This is a genomic window from Mycobacterium sp. NGS33 (assembly GCF_059812885.1).
In genome coordinates this window covers 663,156-687,438 of record NZ_JCALDN010000001.1, presented here as the reverse complement: position 1 = coordinate 687,438, position 24,283 = coordinate 663,156, and the positions used below count along the sequence as shown (strand labels likewise).

The 24,283-nt window shown below is 69.9% G+C and carries 20 protein-coding genes and 1 pseudogene; 11 read left to right on the top strand and 10 right to left on the bottom strand.

Annotated elements, in window-relative coordinates:
* The first annotated feature begins 92 nt into the window (after positions 1-92).
* The 5 genes and pseudogenes from AC5Y5B_RS03075 (at position 93) to AC5Y5B_RS03055 (ending at position 8,226) form a co-directional block, all read left to right on the top strand.
* Complete coding sequence (locus tag AC5Y5B_RS03075) at positions 93-2,141, top strand: DUF7159 family protein (RefSeq protein ID WP_500003842.1); 2,049 nt, start codon at positions 93-95, stop codon at positions 2,139-2,141.
* A 247-nt stretch (positions 2,142-2,388) separates the two neighbouring features.
* Positions 2,389-3,848: pseudogene (locus AC5Y5B_RS03070) on the top strand (DUF7159 family protein).
* A gap of 90 nt (positions 3,849-3,938) precedes the next feature.
* Positions 3,939-5,048, top strand: coding sequence for a DUF7159 family protein (locus AC5Y5B_RS03065; protein WP_353852110.1), 1,110 nt, complete (start codon positions 3,939-3,941; stop codon positions 5,046-5,048).
* Between the two features lie 164 nt (positions 5,049-5,212).
* A complete protein-coding gene (locus AC5Y5B_RS03060; protein ID WP_500003396.1) occupies positions 5,213-6,736 on the top strand; it encodes a DUF7159 family protein in 1,524 nt (507 codons plus the stop codon).
* A gap of 164 nt (positions 6,737-6,900) precedes the next feature.
* Positions 6,901-8,226, top strand: a complete 1,326-nt coding sequence (locus tag AC5Y5B_RS03055) for a UDP-glucose dehydrogenase family protein (RefSeq protein WP_500003840.1) — start codon at positions 6,901-6,903, stop codon at positions 8,224-8,226.
* Positions 8,227-8,274: 48 nt separating this feature from the next.
* Here AC5Y5B_RS03055 and AC5Y5B_RS03050 read toward each other — a convergent pair whose 3' ends face one another.
* Positions 8,275-8,931 (bottom strand): class I SAM-dependent methyltransferase, encoded by a 657-nt coding sequence (locus tag AC5Y5B_RS03050; protein WP_500003393.1) that lies wholly within the window; start codon positions 8,929-8,931, stop codon positions 8,275-8,277.
* Between the two features lie 152 nt (positions 8,932-9,083).
* Here AC5Y5B_RS03050 and AC5Y5B_RS03045 point away from each other — a divergent pair, with 152 nt between their 5' ends.
* From AC5Y5B_RS03045 to rfbA, 3 genes are read left to right on the top strand one after another with little or no spacing between them, the layout of a single operon-like run.
* Positions 9,084-9,839: a maleylpyruvate isomerase family mycothiol-dependent enzyme gene (locus tag AC5Y5B_RS03045; protein ID WP_500003390.1), complete on the top strand. Its 756-nt coding sequence runs from the start codon at positions 9,084-9,086 to the stop codon at positions 9,837-9,839.
* 29 nt (positions 9,840-9,868) lie between these two features.
* Positions 9,869-10,240, top strand: coding sequence for a nuclear transport factor 2 family protein (locus AC5Y5B_RS03040; protein ID WP_112634585.1), 372 nt, complete (start codon positions 9,869-9,871; stop codon positions 10,238-10,240).
* Positions 10,241-10,267: 27 nt separating this feature from the next.
* Positions 10,268-11,143 carry a glucose-1-phosphate thymidylyltransferase RfbA gene (rfbA, locus tag AC5Y5B_RS03035; protein ID WP_112634579.1) on the top strand — a complete coding sequence of 292 codons (876 nt, stop codon included), beginning with the start codon at positions 10,268-10,270 and terminating at the stop codon, positions 11,141-11,143.
* On the opposite strand, the gene AC5Y5B_RS03030 is transcribed toward rfbA, so the two are convergent.
* From AC5Y5B_RS03030 to AC5Y5B_RS03010, 5 genes are all read right to left on the bottom strand, one after another.
* A complete protein-coding gene (locus tag AC5Y5B_RS03030; RefSeq protein ID WP_500003384.1) occupies positions 11,085-12,350 on the bottom strand; it encodes a YibE/F family protein in 1,266 nt (421 codons plus the stop codon). The genes rfbA and AC5Y5B_RS03030 overlap by 59 nt on opposite strands.
* A 32-nt stretch (positions 12,351-12,382) precedes the next feature.
* On the bottom strand, positions 12,383-13,675 hold the full coding sequence (locus AC5Y5B_RS03025) for a pyridoxal phosphate-dependent aminotransferase (RefSeq protein WP_500003382.1): 1,293 nt from the start codon (positions 13,673-13,675) through the stop codon (positions 12,383-12,385).
* Between the two features lie 32 nt (positions 13,676-13,707).
* Positions 13,708-16,722, bottom strand: a complete 3,015-nt coding sequence (locus tag AC5Y5B_RS03020; RefSeq protein WP_500003380.1) for a heterodisulfide reductase-related iron-sulfur binding cluster — start codon at positions 16,720-16,722, stop codon at positions 13,708-13,710.
* 251 nt (positions 16,723-16,973) lie between these two features.
* Entirely contained in the window at positions 16,974-18,656 is a 1,683-nt protein-coding gene (locus AC5Y5B_RS03015) for an Hsp70 family protein (protein WP_500003379.1), read from the bottom strand.
* 134 nt (positions 18,657-18,790) lie between these two features.
* Positions 18,791-19,333, bottom strand: coding sequence for a hypothetical protein (locus tag AC5Y5B_RS03010; RefSeq protein WP_112634574.1), 543 nt, complete (start codon positions 19,331-19,333; stop codon positions 18,791-18,793).
* A gap of 113 nt (positions 19,334-19,446) precedes the next feature.
* Between AC5Y5B_RS03010 and AC5Y5B_RS03005 the strand changes: the two genes are divergently transcribed.
* Positions 19,447-20,097, top strand: a complete 651-nt coding sequence (locus AC5Y5B_RS03005; protein ID WP_112634573.1) for a DUF1345 domain-containing protein — start codon at positions 19,447-19,449, stop codon at positions 20,095-20,097.
* 9 nt (positions 20,098-20,106) lie between these two features.
* On the opposite strand, the gene AC5Y5B_RS03000 is transcribed toward AC5Y5B_RS03005, so the two are convergent.
* The 3 genes from AC5Y5B_RS03000 to AC5Y5B_RS02990 form a co-directional block, all read right to left on the bottom strand.
* Positions 20,107-20,835 carry a hypothetical protein gene (locus tag AC5Y5B_RS03000; RefSeq protein ID WP_500003376.1) on the bottom strand — a complete coding sequence of 243 codons (729 nt, stop codon included), beginning with the start codon at positions 20,833-20,835 and terminating at the stop codon, positions 20,107-20,109.
* A complete protein-coding gene (locus AC5Y5B_RS02995) occupies positions 20,835-21,266 on the bottom strand; it encodes a hypothetical protein (protein WP_500003374.1) in 432 nt (143 codons plus the stop codon). The genes AC5Y5B_RS03000 and AC5Y5B_RS02995 overlap by 1 nt, the downstream gene beginning before the upstream one ends.
* A gap of 133 nt (positions 21,267-21,399) precedes the next feature.
* Entirely contained in the window at positions 21,400-22,620 is a 1,221-nt protein-coding gene (locus AC5Y5B_RS02990) for a putative alpha/beta hydrolase (RefSeq protein WP_500003372.1), read from the bottom strand.
* 175 nt (positions 22,621-22,795) lie between these two features.
* On the opposite strand from AC5Y5B_RS02990, the gene AC5Y5B_RS02985 reads away from it, so the two are divergent.
* Positions 22,796-23,317 carry a DUF488 domain-containing protein gene (locus tag AC5Y5B_RS02985; RefSeq protein WP_205869191.1) on the top strand — a complete coding sequence of 174 codons (522 nt, stop codon included), beginning with the start codon at positions 22,796-22,798 and terminating at the stop codon, positions 23,315-23,317.
* A 43-nt stretch (positions 23,318-23,360) separates the two neighbouring features.
* Here AC5Y5B_RS02985 and AC5Y5B_RS02980 read toward each other — a convergent pair whose 3' ends face one another.
* Positions 23,361-23,948, bottom strand: coding sequence for a hypothetical protein (locus AC5Y5B_RS02980; protein WP_112634584.1), 588 nt, complete (start codon positions 23,946-23,948; stop codon positions 23,361-23,363).
* A gap of 127 nt (positions 23,949-24,075) precedes the next feature.
* Between AC5Y5B_RS02980 and AC5Y5B_RS02975 the strand changes: the two genes are divergently transcribed.
* Entirely contained in the window at positions 24,076-24,252 is a 177-nt protein-coding gene (locus AC5Y5B_RS02975) for a hypothetical protein (protein WP_500003368.1), read from the top strand.
* Positions 24,253-24,283: the final 31 nt, after the last annotated feature.

Here is a 24,283-nt window from a genome sequence, read left to right as displayed (position 1 = left end):
TAGTTAGCCGTGGTTTTTTCCTCCGCCTGGCCGTGGCTCATCGTGCAATACCTTTGGAGGGGTTTGTATTGGATATCGTGCTCGGGGTGTCGATGGCACCGTCATCGATCCAAATGGTCGTCCTGGAAGGCGAATACGCCGACGGCGCAACCGTAGAAGAGGACGTGTTCGACGTCGCCGACGTCGACGACGCGGCCACCGCCACCGGGCCCGACCAGGTGATCTCGGCCATTCTGGGCACCCGTGAGGGCGCGGCCGATGCCGGCCTGGAGCTGTCGTCGATCGGCGTGACGTGGACGGATCAACTCGAAGCCGCGGCGTTGCGCGACGCGCTGACCGCCCACCGGATCGACCACGTCATGCTGGTCTCGGCGTTTTTGGCCGCGGCGGCGCTGGCGCAAAACGTCGGCGGGGCAATGGGTTACGAGCGTACCGCAGTGCTGCTGGTCGAGCCCGACACCGCGACGCTGGCGGTCGTCGAGACCTCCGACGGGTCCATCCCCGACATCTACAAGCAGCCGATCCACGCCCAGTCCTACGGTGATGCCGCCGAGCAACTCGGCGCGATGGTCGCCGGCATGGAAAAGCTGGAACTCGTGCCCGGCGGCCTGCTGCTGGTCGGTTCGGGCATCGACGTCGCGCCGCTGAAGTCGGTGCTGCAGTCGACGACCTTCCTCGACGTGAGCGTGCCCGAGGAACCCGAGACCGCGCTGGCCCGCGGGGCGGCGCTGGCGTCGGCCAACGCGCCGCTGTTTGCCTCGTCGACCGCTGCGTTTGCCTACGCGCAGGATCCCGGCACCGGTTCGGTCGACCAGTACTCCCTTCCCGAATACCTCTACGTTCCGATCGGCTCGGAAGCCGGCGGCGACGAGCTCGCCTACAGCGCGGTCGGGGACGAGGACGCCGATTCGCCGACCGTGGTCATCGAAAAGCTCTTCCTTCCCGAGGAAAGCCAGCCGAAGCGGCGGCCGGCCTTGCTGGTCGGCAGCGGGCTGGCGGTGGTCGGCATCAGCGCGGTGCTGGCGCTCGAGATCGCACTGGCAATCGGCATCCGCACGACGGGAACCGTTGCCCTGCAGCCCACGCCCGGGCAGCACCTCATCGTCCCCGAGCAGGCGCCGGCACCGGCGCCGGTGCAGGCGTCCGAACCGCTGTCGAAGATCAGCCTGCCCGCTCCGGCGGCGGCACCCAAGCCGCTGAGCCCGCCGGCCGCCGCGCCGTTGCCCGCGGTTCCACCGCCGGCGGCGCCCCCGCTGCCCGCCGCCCCTCCGATTCCGGCGGCCCCGATCGTTCCGGTTCCCGTCGTGGTCCCGCCGGTCCCGGTCCCGGTTCCGGTGCGCATTCCGGTTCCCGACCCGATCGAGAGCCCCCCGCTGTTTGCGGCCCCGCCGCGGCTGACGATCCCGCAGCCGGTGCAGCCCCAACCGCCGGTGCACCTGCCCCAACCGCCGCAGGTCACCGTCCCGCAGTCACCGCCGCACCAGACGCCGCCCGGCGAAGGCACCCCGCCCAAGCCGAGCGGTCCGGGTAACTACGGCGGCGGCCACTCTTCCACGCCCGGCGAGAGCGGCCCGGGTGGCACGGGGGGTTCGGGCGGCGGCCACGTTCCCACTCCGGGCTCGGGTGGCCCGGGCGGGCATGTGCCGACGCCTGGTTCGGGTGGACCGGGTGGTCATGTACCGACGCCGGGTTCGGGCGGACCCGGCGGGCACGTGCCGACGCCGGGCTCGGGTGGCCCCGGCGGTTTGGGCGGCGGCCACGTCCCCGCGCCCGGCAGCGGCCCCGGCGGCCTGGGCGGCGGTCACGTTCCCACGCCTCCCGCGGGCGGTCCGGGCGGTCCGGGTGGCCTGGGCGGCGGTCACGTTCCCGCGCCCGGCAGCGGCCCCGGCGGCCTGGGCGGCGGTCACGTGCCCACACCTCCCGCGGGCGGCCCGGGCGGTGGCCTTGGCGGCTTCGGCGGTGGTCATGCCCCGGCCCCTGGCGGCGGCCTTGGCGGCTTCGGCGGCGGTCACGCCCCGGCCCCGGGCGGTGGTCTTGGTGGGTTCGGCGGCGGTCACAGCGGCGGCGGCTTCGGCGGTGGCGGCGGCTTTGGCGGCGGCCACGGCGGCGGCGGTGGCGGCGGAGGCGGCGGACACCACTAGTCCGGTTTGCCATCTAACACACAGCAACCGGCGCCTACTTCTCCCAAGCTCACACGCGTAGGGTCGGGGTATTGAGGCTGGCAAAAAAATGCCGACTCAGCCGCCAGAATTTCATCGGCCCCAGCAACATGTGCGGGCATGCGGCCCACGCTCTGCGGTGACAGAAATCCTTGGTGATCACTCAACAGTGGCGTCGCCGACGGGGAAGTCGGGCGACACAGCAAATTGGGCAGGGGGAGCGTACGCGATGGTGGGCATCGTGCTCGGCGTCTCGATGACGCCGACAAAGGTGCGCATGGTCCTCGTCGAAGGCGAGAGCGCCGACGGCGTCACCGTCGACGAGGACGACTTCGATGTCGACACCCAGCGCACCGCACTGCCCGGCACCGCCCCCACCGAGGTGATCTCGGCCATTCTCGGCACCCGCGAAGGCGCCGCCGACGGCGCTACGAGTTGTTGTCGACGGGCGTGACCTGGACCGACCATGTCGAAGCGGCGATGCTGCGCGATGCCCTGATCTCGCACAAGGTCGAAAACGTCATGCTGGTCTCGGCGTTCATGGCCGCGGCCGCGCTGACCCAGGCCGTCGGCGACGCCACCAACTACGCGCGCACCGCACTGCTGTTCGTCGAGCCTTACAGCGCCACCCTGGCCGTCGTCGACACCGCCGACGGCTCGGTATCGCAGGTGCGTCGCAGGCCTCTCGCCGACGACGAGGACGAAGCGGTCGCCGAACTGGTCGACATGGCCTCGGGCGCCGCGGCGCTCGAAACCCACCCGGAAGGCCTGGTGCTGGTCGGTTCCGGCATCGACATCCCGATGATCAAGCCGGTACTGGAGGCCGCGACCTCGCTCGAGTTGTCCGTGCCCGACGAGCCGGAGATGGCCCTGGCCCGGGGCGCCGCGCTGGCGTCGGCGAACGCGCCGCTGTTCGCGTCGTCGACCGCCGCGCTGGCCTACGCGCAGGATCCCGGCACCGGAGAGGTCGATCCGCTGCTGCTCGCCGGGCAGCACCCCGGGCTAGTGCCCGCCTATCAGCCCGACTACCGAAGTCACATCGCGGCGCTGGCCGTCGACGCCCGGCAGGGTAAGACCAACGTGGCCTACAGCGCAGTTCCGGACGACGACGCCGACGCCAAAACCGTCGTCGCCCTCGACGAACGCGGGCGTCGGCGCAGGTCCATGCTGTTGGTCAGCAGCTCACTGGCGGTGATCTTCATCGCGGCCGTGGTGGCGCTGGAAATCGCGTTGGCCATCAGCATCCGCCCGACCGTCGCGTTGCGCCCCAGCCCCAACGAGAACATCGTCGCCCCGGCTCCCACCCCAGCTCCGCCCCACCCCGCGCCGCCGGTGCAGGCTGCGCCGAAGATCGCGCCGCCGCAGCCGCTGGCCGCGCCGCACCCCATCGCCCCCCCGCCGCCCGCCGCTGCGCCCATCCCGGCGCTGCCCCCGCCGGTGTTCGTTCCACCGCCTCGCCTGCCGGCCCCCGGACTGGGCGGCGGCCACGCGCCTCTCGGCCCTCGCGGGCCGTTCGGTGGTCACGGGCCATTCGGCGGTCGCGGGCCGTTCGGCGGCGGTCACGGCCCGTTCGGCGGGGGTCACGGATTCGGCGGCGGCCACGGCTTCGGCGGCGGTCACGGTTTCGGCGGCGGTCACGGTTTCGGCGGCCACGGCTTCGGCGGTGGTCACGGCTTCGGTCACCGATAGCGCCTTCGCTGTTGCCGGGCGCGCCTCACCCGGCGCGCTAGGGTGGCGAATCGGGGCAGGGCAACCAATTTCGGACGATGTGGAGGGGCAGTGGACGTCGTACTTGGTGTGTCTATGGCACCTGAGACGGTCCGCATGGTGCTTGTCGAAGGCGAAGCCGCGAGCGGGGTGACGGTCGATCAGGATGGCTTCGATGTCGCCGGCCACGAAACCCCCATTGCCGCAGCGAATCACGTCGTCGCGGCCATCCTCGGAACCCGGGACAGCGCGGCGCAAGGCGGGTATCGGCTCAAGTCCAGCGGAGTGAGCTGGACCGACCCCGTCAAGGCGGCCGCGCTGCGAGACGCGTTGGCGGCGCGCAGGATTGACAACGTCATGCTGGTCTCGGCGGTCATGGCCGCCGCGGCGCTGGCTCAGGCCATGGGCAGCGCGACCAACTGGGCCCGCACGGCCCTGCTGCTCGTCGAACCGGCCTGCGCTACGCTGGCGGTCGTCGACACGTCCCGCGGAACGGTCACCGACGTGCATCGGCACCGGCTGCCCGGCAACGACGACGCCGCACTGGCGAAGCTGACCGCGATGGTCACGGACGCCGAGTCGATGCGGGCGCGACCCGACGGACTGTTCCTGGTCGGTTCGGAGGTCGACATTCCCACGATCAAGCCGACGCTCGAGGCGGCGACCGCCCTGTCGGTGACGACGCCCGAGGAACCCGAGATGGCCCTGGCGCGCGGCGCCTCGCTGGCCGCGGCGAACGCGAGGCTGGGCGCGCCGCGCACCGTCGCGATGAGCGCCACCGAGACCGCCTCGGCCGCCGTGGCCGACCTCGCCTACAGCGCCGAAGAGGGCCCGGCTTCCGACGCCCACCGGCTCCCGGGCGCCCCGTCACAGCAGCGCCGCACCCGCAGGTCGATCCTCACGATCGCCGCCGTGACGGCGGTGTTCGTCGGCGGCATCGTGGCGTTGACGCTGGCGCTGATCTTCGGGAACCGGCCGCCCGCCGACCAGCGGCCCGACGTCAGCACGAACGTCGTCGCCCCGCAGAATCCGGACGCCGGTCCACCGGGCCCACCCCCGCCACCGGCCGCACCGCCCCCGACGCCCGCGTCGCCGCCGCAGCCCTCGCCGCATTCCGGCGACCACCACAACCTGGACGACTGGCTGCACCGCCACCTGGGCACCGGAATTCCGTCCCCGTAGGCCGGCCGAGGCCCGCTCCCGGGCCACCACCTAGGCGGCGAACGAGCGTAAAATCAGATCACTAGGGGAATATCGGTGGGGACTCAGCGATCTCACGCGCCACCAATTCGTGCGACGAGCCCGCCCCCACCGCGACCGGCTAGCAACCGACCATTGGAGGAGCTTTGGACACCGTACTTGGCGTGTCGATGGCGCCGACGGCGGTCCGGATGGTGCTGGTCGAGGGGGAAAACGGCGACGGCGCGACCGTCGATGAGGACAACTTCGACGTCGCCACCGCTGCCGATGCAGCAACGGTAACCGCCTCGGACCAGGTAGTTTCGGCCATCTTGGGGACCCGTCAGGGCGCGGCAGAGGGCGGCTATCAGCTGGCGTCGACCGGGGTCACGTTCACCGACCCGCTCGAGGCCGCCGCGCTGCGCGACAAGCTGGCCGCCCACAAGGTCGAAAATGTGATGCTCGTCTCGGCCTTTTTGGCCGCGGCGGCGCTGGCCCAGGCGGTCGGTCACCGAACCAACTACGCGCAGACGGCGCTGCTCTACATCGAGCCCGACACCGCGACGCTGGCGGTCGTCAACAGCGCCGACGGCTCCGTCGCCGACGTGCAGCGGCAGGCCCTACCCGCCGACGACGAGGCGGCGGTCGCCCAGCTGGCCGCGATGGTGTCCAGCGCGGAGAACCTGGAGACGCGCCCGGACGCCGTGTTCGTCGTCGGTTCCGGCATCGACATCCCGATGATCAAGCCCGCCCTGGAGGCGGCGACCACCCTGCCGCTGACGGCGCCCGAGGAACCGGACACGGCCCTGGCGCGCGGCGCGGCGCTGGCGTCGGCGAACGCCCCGCTGTTCTCGTCGTCCACCGCGGCCCTGGCCTACGCGCAGGATCCCGGCACCGGCGCCATCAACCCGCTGGCGGTGGCGCCCGGCTACTTCGAAACGCCGGTCGAGGCCGGCGCAGACGGGCTCGCGTACAGCGCCGTGCCCGACGACCCGGACGAGTTCTTCACCGGCTCGCACACCGCCGCGACGGCGCTGGTCGGCGCGGACTACCAGGAGCGCAGCTCGTTCCGGCTGGTGGGCAGCGCGGTGGCGGCCATCTTCGTCATCGGCGTGGTGGCCCTGGTCGTGTCACTGGCCATCGCCATCCGGCCGACGGCCAACGTGCGGCCCAACCCGGACCAGAACGTCGTGGTCGCCCCCACCCGGCCGGCCCCGGCGCCGGCGGCGCCCGCCCCCGAGCAGGCTCCCGCACCGGCGGCGCCCGCCCCGGCCCCCGAGGCTCCCGCACCGGCGGCGCCCGCCCCGGCCCCCGAGGCTCCCGCTCCGGCACCGGCTGCGGCCCCCGCGCCGGCGCCCGAGGCTCCCGCTCCTGCGCCGGCGGCCCCCGCTCCCGTCCCGGTGCCGGAGGCACCCCCACCGGTGCCGGTGGCTCCGCCGCCCGCCCCGCCCGCGGTCGCGCCGATCCCGGTCCCGATTCCGCTGCCGATCCCGGGCCTTGGCGGGCCGGGCTTCGGTGGACCGCCCGGAGGAGGCTTCGGTCCCCACGGCGGCGGTGACGACGGGCCGCATGGTGGCGGTGGCCACGGCGGTGGCGGCTTCCCCGGGTTCCCCGGTGGCGGCGGCGGCCATGGCGGCGGTGGCGGCTTCCCCGGCTTCGGCGGAGGTCACGGCGGCTTCGGTCGCCACTAGCCCACAGGGTGGTAACCGCACCGCCCGGCTGCGCCGCGCTCGCGTCGCCACGAGCAGGTGATCGATCGCGCTGACCGGAGGGCGCGGTCACCTGTCATCTTCCGTTTGCCTCCCGCTCAACCCTGCGATGCAATTAGCTCATGGCGACCACCTACACCGGTTGTATGCGATGCACGGTGTTCGGCACGGGTTACCTCGGTGCCACCCATGCGGTTGGGATGGCCGAACTCGGACACGATGTGCTCGGGGTCGATATCGACCCGGGTAAGGTCGCCAAGCTCGCCGGGGGCGACATCCCCTTCTACGAACCCGGCCTGCGAAAGCTGTTGAGGGAGAACCTGGCTGCCGGTCGGCTGCGGTTCACCACCGATTACGACATGGCGGCCGACTTCGCCGACGTGCACTTCCTCGGGGTGGGCACACCGCAGAAGAAGGGCGAGTACGGCGCGGACCTGCGCCATGTCTACGCGGTCATCGATGCGCTGGTGCCGCGGCTGACGACATCGGCTGTGCTGGTTGGCAAGTCCACGGTTCCGGTGGGCACCGCGGCTGAGCTCAACCAGCGGGCCGCCGCGCTGGCGCCGCACGGGGTCGACGTCGAAATCGCCTGGAATCCGGAGTTTTTGCGCGAGGGCTATGCCGTGCAGGACACTCTCAATCCGGATCGGATCGTGCTTGGCATCAAGCAGGATTCGACGCGCGCCGAGGCCGCCGTTCGTGAGCTGTACGGTCCGCTGCTGGACGCCGGGATACCGTTCCTGGTGACGGATCTGCAGACCGCGGAGCTGGTCAAGGTTTCCGCCAATGCCTTTCTGGCGACCAAGATTTCGTTCATCAACGCCATCTCCGAGGTGTGCGAGGCGGCCGGTGCCGACGTCAGCCTGCTGGCCGATGCGCTGGGCTACGACCCCCGGATCGGGCGCCAATTCCTCAACGCCGGTTTGGGTTTCGGCGGCGGCTGCCTGCCCAAGGACATCCGCGCGTTCATGGCGCGCGCGGGGGAGCTCGGTGCCGACCAGGCGCTGACGTTCCTGCGCGAGGTGGACAGCATCAACATGCGCCGCCGCACCCGGATGGTGGAACTGGCCAGCGCCGCATGCGGCGGCTCGCTGCTGGGCGCCAACATCGCCGTGCTCGGTGCGGCCTTCAAACCCGAATCCGACGACGTGCGTGACTCACCCGCGCTCAACGTCGCGGGCCAACTGCAGCTCAACGGGGCCGCCGTCAACGTCTATGACCCCAAGGCCCTGGACAACGCGCAGCGCCTGTTCCCGACGCTGAACTACGCGGTCTCGGTCGAAGAGGCCTGCGAGCGCGCCGATGCGGTGCTGGTGCTCACCGAGTGGCGCCAGTTCGTCGACATGGACCCCGACGACCTGGCCGACCGGGTGCGCGCCCGCGTCATCGTGGACGGCCGCAACTGCCTGGACGCCGGCCGCTGGCAGCGGGCGGGCTGGCGGGTATACCGCCTGGGTGCGCCGCGGCCGTAGAAGCGAGCCGAAAACGGCTCAAAAACAACGGCATTCGTCGTCACCCGATCATCGGCCGGCCCGGGCGCACAGCACCGCGCGGGGGTACTCACCGCCGTCGTCGAACAGCTCGACGTCGATGTCGTCGAACCCGGCCGAGCGCAGCGCGTCGACAACCGGTGCCGGGTCCGGGATTTCACGAAACGGCAGGCTCGCCGCGACGTCCTCGGCGTAGTGATGACCCGCCACATGTGGATTCAGCGAAATGTCGGCGACCACCAGCCCACCCGGGGCCAGCACCCGGCGCCATTCGGCGAAGGCCTGCTGCGGCTCGAGCACGGTCCAGATGAAGTGCCGGGCCGTCACGGCGTCGAAACTGGCGTCGGCGAACGGCAGCTTTTCGGTGACACCCTCCACGAACCTGACGGCGACCCGCCCGTCGGCGGCCTTGGCGCGAGCGTGCGCCAGCATGGCCTCGGACGCGTCGACGCCGGTCACCTCGTGGCCGAGCTCGGCCAGCAGCAACGCGACAAAGCCGGTGCCCGTGGCGACGTCGAGCACGCGGGACGCCTGCGGGATCGGACTCAGCGCCTCGGTCCAACGCCGACGCTCGGGCTCCGAGGAGATGCCGTGCGCGGCCCGCTGGTCGTATTGAGAACCCTCACGCTCCCAGAACTCGCGGATCGCGGTGCGGGCGACCGGAAGGCTCGCATTGGCGTCGGGCATGAGCACCTCTCGGGGACAAGGGCATTCGGCGAGCCGGGCGGTCGGGTGCCGCGGCGAGCCGGACATCGACGACAAGTCTGCAGTGCGCGCCCGCGTCACCGCAAGGCACGCGGGAGCTCGGGGCCGGCAGCCTGGCGAGTAGCCTGACCGGCGTGGACTATGCCGGAAAATTCCTCGACGAGAACCGAGCCTTCGCGGAGCTGTTCCAGGATGCCGACGAGTCCACGCCGGTGCCCACCTGCCCGGACTGGACCCTGCGCCAATTGTTCCGCCATGTCGGCCGCGGCGACCGCTGGGCGGCGCAGATCGTGCGCGACAAACTCGACAGCTACCTCGACCCGCGCACGGTGGAGGGCGGCAAGCCGCCGCCAGACCCCGCCGGCGCGATCGCCTGGCTGCGCGGCGGCGCCCAGCGGTTGATCGACGCGGTCGAGCTGACCGGCGTGGAGACACCGGTCTGGACGTTCTTGGGGTCGCGGCCGGCGAACTGGTGGGTCCGGCGCCGGCTGCACGAGGTCGCGGTGCATCGCGCCGACGCGGCGATCGCGCTGGGGCGCGAGTTCGCCCTCGATGCGGACGTGGCCGCCGACGGCATCACCGAATGGCTGGAGCGCGTCGCGATCCAGGCGGGCGGCCAGGGCGCACCGCTCCCGCTCGAGGAGGGCGACACCCTGCACCTGCATGCCACCGATCCCGGGCTCGGCGAGGCCGGCGAATGGACGATCACCGTCGAGGGGGGCCGGATCGCCTGGTCGCATGAGCATGGCAAAGGCAGCGCCGCGCTGCGCGGTGGCGCCACCGAGCTGCTGCTGGCGATCCTGCGGCGGCGGCCGCTGGCCGATACGGGCGTGGAGCGCTTCGGCGACGAGGCCGTGTGGGAACGCTGGTTGGACCGTACGCCTCTCTAGCCGCGGGGCCGCACGGTAACTTGCACACCATGACCACATCGGAGATCGCCACCGTTCTGGCATGGCACGACGCCCTCAACAGCGACGACATCGCGACGTTGATCGCGTTGTCCAGCGACGACATCGAGATCGGCGACGCGCACGGCGCCGCGCAGGGCCACGAGGCGCTGCGCAACTGGGCCTCGTCGCACCGGGCGGACACGCAGCTCGGTCAGATGTATGTGCACGACGGCATCGTCGTCGTCGAACAAAAACTCGGCGGCCCCGACGGACCGGGGGCCGCCACCAACGCGCTGGCCTTCCGTGTGGTCCGCGACCACGTCACCTCGGTGTTCCGGCACGACAGCTTGGCCGCGGCGCTGGCGGCCACCGAGCTCACCGCGTCCGACGCCGTCGAATAGGGCCCTTCAAGGCATTAGGAGCTAGCCATGCGCGGAATCATCCTGGCCGGCGGGTCGGGCACCCGCTTGCATCCGATCACCACGGGCATCAGCAAGCAGCTGCTGCCGGTCTACGACAAACCGATGGTCTACTACCCGCTGTCCACCCTGATGATGGCCGGGATCCGCGACATCCTGGTGATCACCACCCCACACGACGCGCCGGGCTTCCAGCGGCTGCTGGCCGACGGCTCGCAATTCGGCGTCAACATCACCTACGTGACGCAGGAACGGCCCGACGGGCTGGCCCAGGCATTCGTCCTGGGTGCCGACCACATCGGCAATGAGCCGGTGGCTTTGGTGTTGGGGGACAACATCTTCTACGGCCCGGGCCTGGGCACCAGCTTGAGCCGCTTCCAATCCATCAGCGGCGGAGCGGTTTTCGCGTACTGGGTGGCCAACCCGTCGGCGTACGGTGTCGTGGAGTTCAGCGACGACGGCAGGGCGCTGTCGCTGGAGGAGAAGCCCAAGACACCGAAATCCAATTACGCGGTGCCGGGCCTGTACTTCTACGACAACGACGTGATCGACATCGCCAAGGGCCTCAAAAAATCGGCGCGCGGCGAGTACGAGATCACCGAGGTCAACCAGATCTACCTGAACCGGGGCCGGCTCTCGGTCGAGGTGATGGCCCGCGGCACGGCCTGGCTGGACACCGGGACGTTCGACTCGCTGCTCGACGCCAGCGATTTCGTGCGCACCCTGGAGCGCCGCCAGGGCCTGAAGGTCAGCGTGCCCGAGGAAGTGGCGTGGCGGCGGGGCTGGATCACCGACGAGGAGCTGGCCGAGCGTGCGCACAGCCTGCTCAAGTCCGGCTACGGCGGCTATCTGCTGGATCTGTTGGAGCGGAGCCGGTTTCAGTAGGTTTGGCCAGCACCGCGGCGATGGCCGTGGTCAGCGGGACCGACAGCGCCAGAGCGATGCCGCCCACCGCGGAGCGGGCGATCTCGATGGCCACGCTCTCGCTGGTCAACACGTCGGTCAGCGAGCGATTGGCCACGCTGAATAGCAACAGCAGCGGCAGCGAACTGCCGGCGTAGGCCAGCATCAGGGTGTAGACCGTGCTGGCGATGTGATCGCGGCCCACCCGGATGGCGCCGACGAAGATCGCCCGCCGCGAGCCGCCGAGGCGGGCGAGCTCGAACACCGTCGAGGCCTGCGTCACCGTCACGTCGTTGAGCACACCGAGGGACCCGATGATGAAGCCGGCCAGCAGCAGACCGCCGATCGACACGCTGCCCAGATACGCGCTGACGGTGCTGTTCTGCTCGTCGGACAACCCGGTCAGTTGCGCCAATTGTATTGCCGCCCAAGATAACCCGGCTGCCAGCAGCAGCGCCGACAGGGTGCCCAGCAGCGCGGCGCTGGTCCGCAGGTTGACCCCGTGGGCGAGATAGATGACCGCGTACAGGATGGCCGCCGACGCGACCAGCGCCACCGGTATGGCCGGCGCGCCGTCGCGCAGCGCCGGCAGCAAGAACGTCACCAGGACCACGAACGCGACCACGATGCCCACCAGCGCCAGCAGCCCGCGCCAGCGCGCCACCGCCACGATCACCACGGCGAACGCGATCGCCAAACCGGCCAGCGCCCAGCCGCGTTCGAAGTCGTAGAACGCATAGCTGGTGGCGCCCTGGTCGTCGACCTGCCGGACGAGTCGAATGTGGTCGCCCACCGCGAATTTCGGCTGCCCGGGACCGGGGGAGGACTCCAGCAGCGTCTGGGCGCCGGCGTTGGGGCCGGAATCGATCGACACCTGGGTCAGGACGCACCGGCCGGCGCCGGGCGGCGCCTGTTGCGGCGGGCCGGTGAGGACCTGGCTGACCGACGGGCTGCCGCAGTCGCCCATCCCGCTGGACAGCACGTGCCCGGCCTGCGTGCTCACCGCGCCGCCGGCGGCGTTCTGCAGCGGCATCGGGATGTCGACGTGCTGGCGGCTGGGCCACAGCACGATCGCGCCGACGGCGACCGCCACGCCGATCGCGATTAACAACCCGACGACGATCCTGGCGGGCAACGGATCAACAGCGGACGGCCCCGGCGGCAAGCTGTGCGAGTGGGAGTGGGTCACCCGGTCGAGAGTAGAGGCGGGCGCCCCGGGGCTTACGGTCGATAGCCGACGAGGAAGTTACCCAGCCGCTCGATCGCGGCCGCCAGATCGCGGGCCCACGGCAGCGTCACGATGCGCAGGTGATCCGGTGCCGGCCAATTGAAGCCGGTGCCCTGAGTGACCAGAATCTTTTCCTGCAGCAGCAGATCGAGGACGAGCTGTTCGTCGTCGTCGATGTCATAGACCTCGGGGTCGAGCCGGGGGAACGCGTAGAGCGCACCGGCGGGCTTGACGCAGGACACGCCCGGGATCTCGTTGAGCTTGGTCCAGGCGACGTCGCGCTGCTCGAGCAGCCGGCCGCCGGGCAGCACCAGGTCGTCGATGCTCTGATAGCCGCCCAGGGCCACCTGGATCGCGTGCTGTGCCGGCACATTCGGGCACAGCCGCATGTTGGCCAGCAGGTTGATTCCCTCGATGAAGCTGCCGGCGTGGTCCTTGGGCCCGGTGATCGCCAGCCAGCCGGCCCGATAGCCGGCCACCCGGTAGGCCTTGGACAGGCCGTTGAAGGTCAGGCACAGCATGTCCGGGGCCAGCGTGGCCAGGTTGGTGTGCTTGGCGTCGTCGTAGAGGATCTTGTCGTAGATCTCGTCGGCGAGCAGCAGCAGCTCGTGCTTGCGCGCCAGATCGACGATCTGGGTGAGTACTTCGCTGGTGTAGACCGCGCCGGTCGGGTTGTTCGGATTGATCACGACCAGCGCCTTGGTCCGCTCGGTGATCTTGGACTCCATGTCGGCGATGTCGGGCTGCCAGCCCTGCGTCTCGTCGCACAGGTAGTGCACGGGCGTGCCGCCGGCCAGGGAGGTCGACGCCGTCCACAGCGGGTAGTCCGGCGACGGGATCAGCACCTCGTCGCCGTTGTCGAGCAGGGCCTGCAGCGTCATGGTGATCAGCTCGGACACGCCGTTGCCCAGGTAGACGTCGTCGACGTCGAAGCGGGGGAATCCGTCGACCAACTCGTAGCGGGTCACCACGGCCCGGCGGGCGGGCAGGATGCCCTGTGAGTCGGAGTAGCCCTGGGCGTACGGCAGCGCCTGAATCATGTCGCGCATGATCACGTCGGGTGCCTCGAAGCCGAACGGCGCCGGGTTGCCGATGTTGAGTTTGAGGATGCGATGCCCCTCGGCCTCCAGCCGCGCGGCGTGCGCGTGCACCGGTCCGCGGATCTCGTACAGGACGTCCTGGAGCTTCGACGACTGCGCGAAACTGCGCTGCGGCCGGTGATGAGCCGACGCGTGCAGGGGCAGCTGATGGGTGGTCACACCACTAATGGTGCCATCACTGTCCACTGAAATTTGCTGTCAAGCGGCAAAGACGCAGGTCAGCGCTTGCCCGGGGGACGCGCCCCACGGGCGATGCCCAGGCCTTTCACCGGTGGCTGCGCCGGTGCGTCGTCGCCGCCGGTCTCCTTTGCCGGCTCCGCGTTCGGCGCCGGCTCGGCTTCGGCCTTGGGTGTCTCCGCCTGAGGTGCTTCTGCCTTGGGTGCCTCGGCCTTGGGTGCCTCGGCCTTGGGCGCCGCCTTCTTGGCCCCGGGCCGCTTGGCGCCCGCCGCGATGCCCAGCCCCTTGACGGGCGCCGCGGGTGCCTTGGCCTCGGCCGCGGGGGCGGCTTCCGGCGTGGCCTCGGCCGGAGTGGCCTCGGTCTTGGGGGCTTCCGCCTTGGGGGCCGCCGGGGCGGCCTTCTTGGCGCCGGGTCGCTTGGCGCCGGCGGCCAGACCCAGGCCCTTGGCCGGCGCGGCGGGCGCCTTGGCTTCGCCGCCCGTCTCCGCCGGGGCTTCCGTCTTGGCGGTCTCGACCGCGGGGGCGGCCTTCTTGGCGCCGGGTCGCTTGGCGCCGCCGGCGATCCCCAGCCCCTTCACGGGTGCGGCGGTGTCCGCCGTGGCCTCGGCCGCGGGGGCCGCCTTCTTGGCGCCGGGCTTCTTCGCCCCGCCGGCGATGCCCAGGCCCTTGGCGGGGGCGGCCGGCGCGGCCGCGGCCTTCGGGGCCTCCTCGACCGGGGCCTCCTCGGCGGGTGCCTCGGCGGGCGCGGTGGCGGTGGCCGTCGAGGCCTTGGGCGCCTCGGCCGCGCGCGCTTCGGCCCTTTCGGAGGCCTCCTTGGCGGCCGTGCCCTTCTCCGGCAGCGTCGCCTTGTCGTACTCGAGGGACCCGAGCAGGATCTGCGCGACGTCGAGCACCTCGACACCGCTGCGGCCGGCCTCCTCCTGACGGTCGTTGACACCGTCGGTGACCATCACCCGGCAGAAGGGGCAGCCGGTCGCGATGGTGGCGGCCCCGGTGGCCAGCGCCTCGTCGACGCGTTCGTGGTTGATGCGCTTGCCGATGTGCTCTTCCATCCACATCCGCGCGCCGCCGGCGCCGCAGCAGAAGCTGCGCTCGGCGTGGCGTGGCATCTCGGTCAGGTTCGCCCCCGCGGCCCCGATCAGTTCCCGCGGCGCCTCGTAGACCTTGTTGTGCCGGCCCAGGTAGCAGGGGTCGTGATAGGTGATGTCCTGCGACACCGGCGTCACCGGCACCAGCTTGTTGTCCCGGATCAGCCGGTTGAGCAGCTGGGTGTGGTGCAGCACCGAGTAGTTCGCGCCGAGCTGGCGGTACTCGCGCCCCAGGGTGTTGAAGCAGTGCGGGCAGGTGACGACGATCTTGCGGTCGACGGTCTCGACGCCCTCGAACAGTCCGTCCAGCGTCTCGACGGCCTGGGCGGCCAGCTGCTGGAACAGGAACTCGTTGCCCGAACGGCGCGCGGAGTCGCCGTTGCAGGTCTCGCCGGTGCCGAGCACCAGGTACTTCACGCCGGCGATGGCCAGCAGCTCCGCGACGGCCTTGGTGGTCTTCTTGGCCTTGTCGTCGTAGGCGCCGGCGCACCCTACCCAGAACAGGTACTCGTAGCCGTCGAAGCTGTCGACGTCCTCGCCGTAGACCGGCACGTCGAAGTCGACCTCGTCGATCCAGCTGGTGCGGTCCGACGCGTTCTGGCCCCACGGGTTGCCCTTGGTTTCCAGGTTCTTGAACAGCACCGACAGTTCCGAGGGGAACTCGGATTCCATCATCACCTGGTAGCGGCGCATGTCGATGATGTGGTCGATGTGCTCGATGTCCACCGGGCACTGCTCGACGCAGGCGCCGCAGGACACGCAGGACCACAGCACGTCGGGGTCGATGACGCCGCCCTGCTCCTCCGTGCCGACCAGCGGCCGGGTGGCCTGCTCGGGGCCGGATCCCATGACGCGGCCGAAGCCGGACTCGGGAACGTGGTGGGCCTCGGCGTGCTTTTCGCCGGACAGTTCCTCGCCGACCCCGCCTTCCGGCGTGCTCTCGAGCGGGCTTTCCTTGGAACCCAGGATGTAGGGCGCCTTGGCCATCCAGTGGTCGCGCAGGTCCATGATGACGAGCTTGGGCGACAGCGGCTTGCCGGTGTTCCACGCCGGACACTGCGACTGGCAGCGCCCGCACTCGGTACAGGTGGCGAAGTCCAGCATGGCCTTCCAGCTGAAGTCTTCGATCTTGCCGCGGCCGAATTCGGCGTCGTCGGGCGGGTTTTCGAAGTCGATCGGCTTGCCGTCGTGCTCCAGCGGCAGCAGCGGGCCCAGGCCGTTGGGCAGCCGCTTGAAGATGACGTTGATGGGCGCCGTGAAGATGTGCATGTGCTTGGAGTGCAGCACGATGATGAGGAACGCCAGCATGACCAAGATGTGCAGCAGCAACGCCGTCGTTTCGATGATTTCGTTGGCGGGCTGGCCCAGCGGTCGCAGGATGACGCCGAACAGCTGCGACAGGAAGGCGCCGTTGCCGTAGGGCAGGGTGCCGTTGTTGACCGCGGCTCCGCGCACGAACACGTAGGTGAAGACGACGTTGAAGATCATGAACAGCACCAGCCAGGCACCGCCGGTGTGCGAGCCGTAGAACCGTGACTGGCGCCCGATCTCCTTCGGGCTGCGCATCAGACGGATGATGGCGAAGGTGACGATGCCGAGGAAGACGGCCGTGGCGAAGAAGTCCTGTAGGAAGCCCAGCGCGTCCCAGCGCCCGATGATCGGGATGTGGAAGTTGTCCTGGAACAGCAGGCCGTAGGCCTCGATGTAGACCGTCAGCAGGATGAAGAAGCCCCACATGGTGAAGAAGTGGGCCAGGCCGGGGATCGACCACTTCAGCAGCTTGCGCTGGCCGAAGACCTCGGAGAGCTCGGCCCAGACGCGTTTGGCGGGCTCGTCGGTGTGACCCGGGGCCGGCTTGCCGGACGTGATCAGCTTGAACAGCCACAGGACACGCCGTGCGGCGAGTGCGGCCACGATCAGCGTCATGCCCATGCCCACGATCAGCCTGATGAGCATCTGCGTCGTCACAGAAGTTCTCCCCAATGCATAGATAAATTCGGCCCGTGCTTATTTGCCTGCTTAAGCCCCGCTCATAGTTACATCTCCGCGGCTTTCGGCGCGAGAAAGGCTGCCCTAACTTGGCAGTTCACCGGTGCCTCTGGCCTGCCGATTAGTACCCACTCACCCAATGTGACGCTTGCGGAAGTGATGAGCGCCACCAAATTTCGCTAAATGACCTTTTGTCGGGGCCTTTGGCGGCCCGGACGCAATTCGTCTCGTCAGCGCCCGAACGGCGGTTGAAAGATGGGCGGCAGCGGCCGCGTGCGGGTCGTGGTCGGCGCCGCGGTGGTGGTCGCCTGCGACGTCGTGGTGGGCGGCGCGGTCGTGGTGGTGGTCGTGCTCGGCGGCGGCGCCGTTGTGGTCGTCGTCGACGGTGCCGGCGCGGGTGTCGTGGTGGTGGCCGGTGCCTCGCTGGACGGCGGCGGCGCCGGGATCACGGTGACGGTGGTGCTGTCGTTCGGCCCGGTGATGGTGACCGTTTGCGGTGGTGCCGTGGTAGTCGGCGACGTGGGACTGACCGGGGTGGACTTGGTCAGCAACAGGTTGATCGCCAAGATCAGGGCCACCAGCACCGCGGCGCCCGCTCCGGCCACGCTGAGCACCAGCGCGGTGCGTTTGTACCAGGGCAGCCGCCCGGGGGCGGTGGCGTAACGGCTGCCGGTCGCGTCGTCGAATTCCCTTGCCTCATTGGCGTATTCGCCGGTGGCATCGCGGCCGGTGTAGGGCACCGGCTCGTCGTTGTCGGCGTCTTGCGACCACGCCAGCGCGTCGTCCACGTCGGTGGCCTGCGCCGCCCAGGCGGCCTGGGTCATGTCGAGCCCGGCGGAGCCCACCATCTCCGTCGGCGTTTCCACCGCGGCGGCCGCGGCGGTGGGGGCGACGCCCGACGCGTAGTGCGGGCCCAGCACCGCGGCCCCGAGGGCGGCGCTGAGCGCAGGCTGCGCGGTGCTGTGCACCGGCAACCCGAAACGCTGCGACAGGCGCGCTTTGAGCAGCGGGATGTTCGCGCCACCTCCGGTGATCGCCACGGCGCTCAGCCCGGCGTTCGCAATGCCGTTGCGGCGCAACGACTCCTCGACGGACGCGAGGAACCGGTCCAGCGGTGCGGAGAGCAGCTGCTCGAAGTCGGTGCGGGAGAGCTGGGCGCCGTCGCCCGACGCCCCGGCGATGGTGCCCACCGCGGCCGTCGAGAGTTGTTCCTTGGCGCGGCGGCAGGCGCCGAGCAGACGGGCCTGCGACCCCATCCGCGCCGCGCCACCGAGCATGGCGGTGCTGACGTCGGAGGCCAGCAGGTGATCGAGGACCAGCTGATCGATCTCGTCGCCGGAGAAATCGGTGTTCCGCGTGGCCGGCCCGACGGGCGCGAAGCCGGCCTTGGCGTCCATCAGCGTGACGGTGGTGCCGCCGGCGCCGAAGTCGCACAGGGCAATCACACCGTCGGCCCCGAATCCCGGCGTGCCGCGCAGGGCCGCGAGCGCGGCCGTGGCGTCGGAAACCAGCATCGGTGCCACCCCACCGCGCGCCAGATCCGACTGCGCGAAGAACTCCTCCCGCAGCGCCGCGAACTGCGCGTCGGACCAATAGGCGGGCACCGCGATGGTGATCGGTGAGCCGTAGCCCACCGCCCGGGCCATGGCTTCGATCGCCTCGACCGTCAGTGCCGCACCCAGGTACTTGGTGCCGTCGGCCGCCACCAATGGCGCCCGGTCGCCCACGCGTTCGACGAACCCCCGCAGCACCAGGCCCGGTTCGGTCAGGTTCGGATTCTCTTCTGGCAGGCCAACTTCGGTGGGCCGCTGCTCGAACAGGGTCACCACCGAGCTGCGGGTGATCGGAGTGCTGCCCGCGCGGGCCGCCACCAGGTTGGCCACCCCGATCGATAGGCCGAGCGACTCGCTCATGTCCCGCACCCCTGTGTCAGTCGTCCCATTGCCGTCGCACGGTGATCCTCACCGTAACGACCGTGGATTGCAGCGAGTGTAGGGCTTCCCCGGCGCGCCGCCAGGGAACCACGGCGGGGTTTGCCACCGTCTCACTAACGCAGGCCGGGCGGCACCGTGACCGGATTCGGCACCCCCGGAACGGTGATCACCGACGGCAGCTGCGGCAAATGGTGATGATGCGACGGCTGCTGCGTCTGTCCCCCGGTGGGCTGCTGTTGCGTCGGCTGCTGCGCCGGCGGCTCTTCCGCGCTGCTGCTGGGCGAGGACGAGGTGGTGGTCGTGGTGGTCGTCGGCGTCGTCGTGGTGGTCGTGGGCGTCGTGCTCGTCGTCGTCTTGGGGACGTGGCTGACGGTCTGACCGTGGATGAGTTCGATGATGCCGAACACGATCAGCGCGATCAGGATGACGACGGAGACCAGCCAGGCGATGAGCATCGCCGGCTTGCGATACCAGGGAGTCGGCTCGCTCTCCTGGTCAAAGGGGTCGCCGCCGTCGGGCTGCTCGAGCCCCTGCGGCGGGTTCGGCGGGGGGGCCGGTGGCGGAACATCGCCGGTGGGCGGCTGTTCGCTCACCCCGAAGTCGCCGTGCTGCGTCGGCTGGTTGTGGAAGTCGTCTCGTGGGCCATTGGATGCCACGGGACCGATCGTACTGACCCCGCCTGCCAATCTCCTGATGCCAGCCCGGTGCGAGAAGTCCGAGCGCTCAGAACGCGCTCCGACGAGCCGCGATTGGTGGTTAGGTCGAGATCGTGGATTCCCTGGTGAAGTTGTTTCGGGACACCGGCGCGGTCCGGATCTTGGTCTCCGTGGCGCTCGGAGTGGCCGTCGCCGTCGTGGTGGGCAACACCGCCGGTTGGCGTTTCGCGCTGGCCGGCTGGGTCGTCACCGCCGGAACGTATGTGGTGTGGACGCAGCTCATCGTGCTCGGCATGGACGCCGAGCAGACCTGCCGATGGGCGACGCGCGAGGACCCGACCCGGTGGATCGCCGACGCCGTCATCCTGTCGGCGAGCGTCGCGAGCCTGGGCGGGGTCGGCTACGTGGTGGCCGCGGGGTCGCGCGCGGGCCACGAAGCTCTGGTCGCTGCCGTTTTCGGCATCCTGACCGTCGCGGCGTCCTGGGTGGCCGTGCACACGCTGTACACCGTGCACTACGCGCGGCTCTACTACTCGGACGAGCCGGGGGGCATCAACTTCCACGACCCCGAGCCGCCGCGCTTCCGGGACTTCGCCTATCTGGCCTTCACCGTCGGGATGACCTACCAGGTGTCGGACACCGAGATCGGACTGACCACGATCAGAGCGACGGTGTTGCGCCATGCGCTGCTGTCCTACCTGCTCGGGGCGGTCGTGCTGGCGGTGACGATCAACTTGATCGCGGGGCTGGGCTCCAAGATCTGACCGACGCGGTCACACGCCGGCCATCGAGCGGCCTCGAAGGATCCGCTCAATGTGATCCATCAGCTCGCTCGGGTGGTCGGCAGCGCCGTCTCGCCAGACGATGAGTGCGTTGAGAAGGTTGTCCGGCTGGACGGTCAGCCGCAGGCCCAGGAGCACGGTCGCGGTGGTGTCCCCGGCGGCGTCCAAGGGGCGGTAAGTAATAGCGACCTGCAACGACTCACCACCATTCGGTCTTGGGAAGATCTTGGGCTCGATCGACTGCACCAGTTCCCGCCGGATTTCGGTCAGCTCGCTCCCGCGCTCGACCAGTCGCACGGTCAATGTCCGCGGGCCGAAGCAGAGAAGACAACGTCGCCACATGCGCACGACGCCCCACACGGTCAGTGGGGTCACGCCCAGCAGCAGGAAGCCGCCGTACCGGAGCCACGCCGGATTGCCAGGCGCGAACCCCAAATCGACCATGGCGACCCCCATCAGCGGCAGCAGCAACGTCACGCTGTAGGCGCTGCCCTCGTACCAGGGGATGTAGCGGCAGACGATCTCGTCACCGGTCCGGCTGACCGCGGCACGAAGAACCCGCCGCTGACCGATGAGGATGATGCCGCCGACCACAGCCCCGCCGACAGCTAGAGACCAACGAGCTCCGACCAGCGCGTCGATGACCGCCATCAGGCACAATGCACCACCGAAGGAATAACGCAGCACCCGCCAGCGGGGCTTTGGTTTGCCGCCGGGCATCAGTGCCCCTCTCGCTTTCCGCTGCCCGGCGCGCAGTGACGACCGGCGGACGCCGGAATTGCCGCCGGACCCGGTCGGGCGGAAAGCCAGATCTGGGTCGGATCTACCGACGAGTCGCGCAGCGCGGTGACCGTCAGCTGGGCTATCAGCGTCTCCTTTTCGGCCATGATGATCCGGGACTGCGACGTGCTGTCGACGGTGCCTAGCTCATGTGCGATTTGCATCGTGAGCGCTCCCACCATACCGACGCCCTCGGCGGCCGCTGTGAATTCCCGATGCAGTTCACGGCATCTCGGCGCCGTCTGCAACTGCTGCTCGCACAGCATGACGAACACTTCGAGGGGGTCCAGCGCGGCCTGGACCCGATGCATCGTCAACACCGCGTTGGCGCAGAACACGTCGGTGCGCGGGTCATCGCGCCAAGCCCACACCCGTACACCGATGGCGGAATCGAAGGGTTCCCACCGTGGCGGTACCCCTACTTCTACAACGAAGCCGGCAAACCGATCGACCGGGGCCACAGCGAGGCCGGTCTCCGCTACGAACTCATCGAATCGCATAGGCCTACCCGAAACCGAAGACAGATTCCACGCCGCGCACGGCACTTCCGACCGCGTCCGAGACCGGCTGCCAGAGCACTTCGACCCCTTTGGACGCCACGAAGGCAGCGCCAGCACCCACGACGGCGCCTGCCACCAAGCCAACCGCCGTTCCTGCCCCGGGAACGGCCGAACCGATCAGTGCGCCAAACTCCGCGCCCGCATACATTCCTGCGGCGATACCCGCAGTCTCCCGGGTGATCGCCTCCGGCACGGAGTTGCCGTCTTTGATGTCGGACATGACGGCCGGTATGGCGCCGGCCGCACCGACCACACCGCCGATCCGCGAGAACCCCGGGATTTCGACCCCGCCGATCTTTGTGTCTTCCAGCCATCTCAACAAGGCCGGGTCCGTCTTACCGGGGCCCGTACCGGGGGACTCGGCGATCAAGTTCGTCGTCGCCTGACGAACACCGTCGGCGGTACCACCGGCGATCGCACCCGCAGCCCCGGTCGCCACCTCCCCCTTCGTGGGGGCCAACGCGGGGCCTCCGCCGGGCGGGTCGCCCGGTGCCTGACCGGGTGCCGGGCCGGGTCCCGCCTGACCGGCTGCCGCCGGGGCGGGCCCCGCCTGGGGGCCGACGGTGTCATACCCGTCCGCGTGCAAGGTCCCCATCGCGTCCTGAAACGACTTGGAGTAGCCGTCGCGTGTCGCCTGCAGCTGGGTCAGCGCGGCTTTCGTGTCACCGATGGCGTCGTCTTCGCATTTGGCGATAAACGCTTCGAGTGCGTCGAAGTCGGCCTGGCTGAGGTCGTCGTCGTCTTCCATCTCGTCGGCTTCGCCGATCAGCTCGTCGAGGTTCTGCAGCTTTGCCTCCAGTGACGCGATCTGACCGGCCGCGGTTTTCTGCGCCTCGGCCAACGTCGCGGCGATGTTCTCCAGGTCCGCGCCGATCTTCGGTATCTGCAACGATTGCGCCCCGAGGGCTTTCGTGACTCGCTGCACTTCGTCGGAGCCGGTGATCGGATGATCGCCGTTTTGGTGGTTCCAGGCGGCCTCGAAGCGCGTACGGGCCTGCTCGAATGCGTCGTTGGCCTCTTTCGTGCAGCGTCCCGCTTTGCGAAAGGCCTCTGCGAGGTTGGAAATCTGCAGTGGGTTCCCGGCTTGCAGGCTTGCGTTGATCGCCCAGGGGTCGCCGCCCGCAGCGGCGATCAGCGCCGGGATGCTGAGATATCGCAGTTGCATGGCGTCCTCAGCTGCCCGTCCGACTGCCAGTCAAGCCGGTTCTGGGCGTGGCCGAACCGACAAGCATCGCCACCCCCCTGTTGAGCTCAGGAGCAAGGTTAGTGATCCAGGCTCGGTAATCAATTCACGTCGCACCCTCGCGTCGCACGCCGGGCAAGCTGTCCTCATGGAGCGGGTGTTGTTGACCGTGGGCCATGGCGCGGCCCGCCGAGAGCGGCTCACGGAGTTGCTTGCCGGAGCGGGAATCGCGCTGGTGGTGGACGTGCGGCGCTACCCAGCCAGCCGGACCAATCCGGACGTGCGTCGGGAGGCCCTGGAATGCTGGCTGCCGCACGGCGGCATCGACTACCGGTGGGAGCCGCGCCTCGGCGGGCGCCGGCACATCGCGGCCGGCGAGCCGGAGCCCGACAGCTGGTGGACGGTGGCCGCGTTCCGCGCCTACGCCGCCTACACCCGGACGCCGGAGTTCGACGCCGCGCTCGACGAGGTCCTCGCCGACGCGGCCCAGCGCACCACGGCGGTGATGTGCAGCGAGAGCGTCTGGTGGCGCTGCCATCGGCGGCTGATCGCCGACGTGGCGGTGCTCGGCCGCGGGGTGCCCGTGCGGCATCTCATGCCGGACGGTCGGCTCAATGCGCACCGGCCCGCCGACGGTGCCCGCCGCCGCCCCGACGGCCGCCTGGTCTGGGACGGATGATCGACCGAATTACGTTGTAGCGCAAGCGATCTGATGTTCCAGGCTAGAACGTGCTGACCTTCTCGACGCTGACGAACATGCCGTGCTTGGTCTGGTCGTTGGTGAAGCGGGTGCCGTCGGCGTTGGCGATGATCGTCCAGCCCTGCGCCGCGTAGGTCTTGTAGTCGATGGTGACGGTCGGGATGGCCCCCAGGTTGCCCAGCACCCACTGCACCTTGCCGCCGCTGTTGATGCTGACGCCGTTGGCGTGCTCGCCGTCCTGCATCGGGGAGTTGGTGAAGGGCGCCTCGCAGCCGACGGTGTCCTTGTTGATCTGGCAGCGCGTCACACCGGATTTGGTCTCGATGAAGACGTAACCGTTCTGGTCGGGCGGCAAGGGGATGGCGCCGGCCGGGTTGGTGGGGTTGGCCGGCGCGGTCGACGGGCCCGGTGCCGGGGCCGCGGTGCCCGGCGGCGGCGTGGACCTGGGGGTGGGGAAAGACGGTTCGGTAGGTCCGGCTCCCGGCGAGGCCACCGGTCGGCCGCCGATGATGGAACTGCAGCCCGAGACCAGCTCCGAGCCGGCCATCAGGGCCACGAGCAGCAGCGAACCACCGGCCAGGCTTCGCCGCGCATTCTCCGAAAACCGCACCCGCCGCTCCCCAGACGATTCATATAGCGGCACTCAGGTTACGCACGCCGACGCACAAGTCGCTGCCCCGGCGCGGGTTCGATACAGAGCCGATGGCCCAGGTTTATCGCCGCGTGACCGCCCCAGCGTGGCGAGCGTCCGGATCACCGGCCACGACCTGCAGTGGCGGCTCTACGTCGCGACCTCGGCGACCCGGCAGGCCAGCGCGGCCACCCGCGCGCTGCTGGCGCTGATCGAGGAGGTTGCCGGGACCGCCACAAATTCTCTGGCACCCCGGGAACAAGCCGGGACCGACCGCCGTTAGCATTATCGACAAGTTGAGCGAACCACACTCA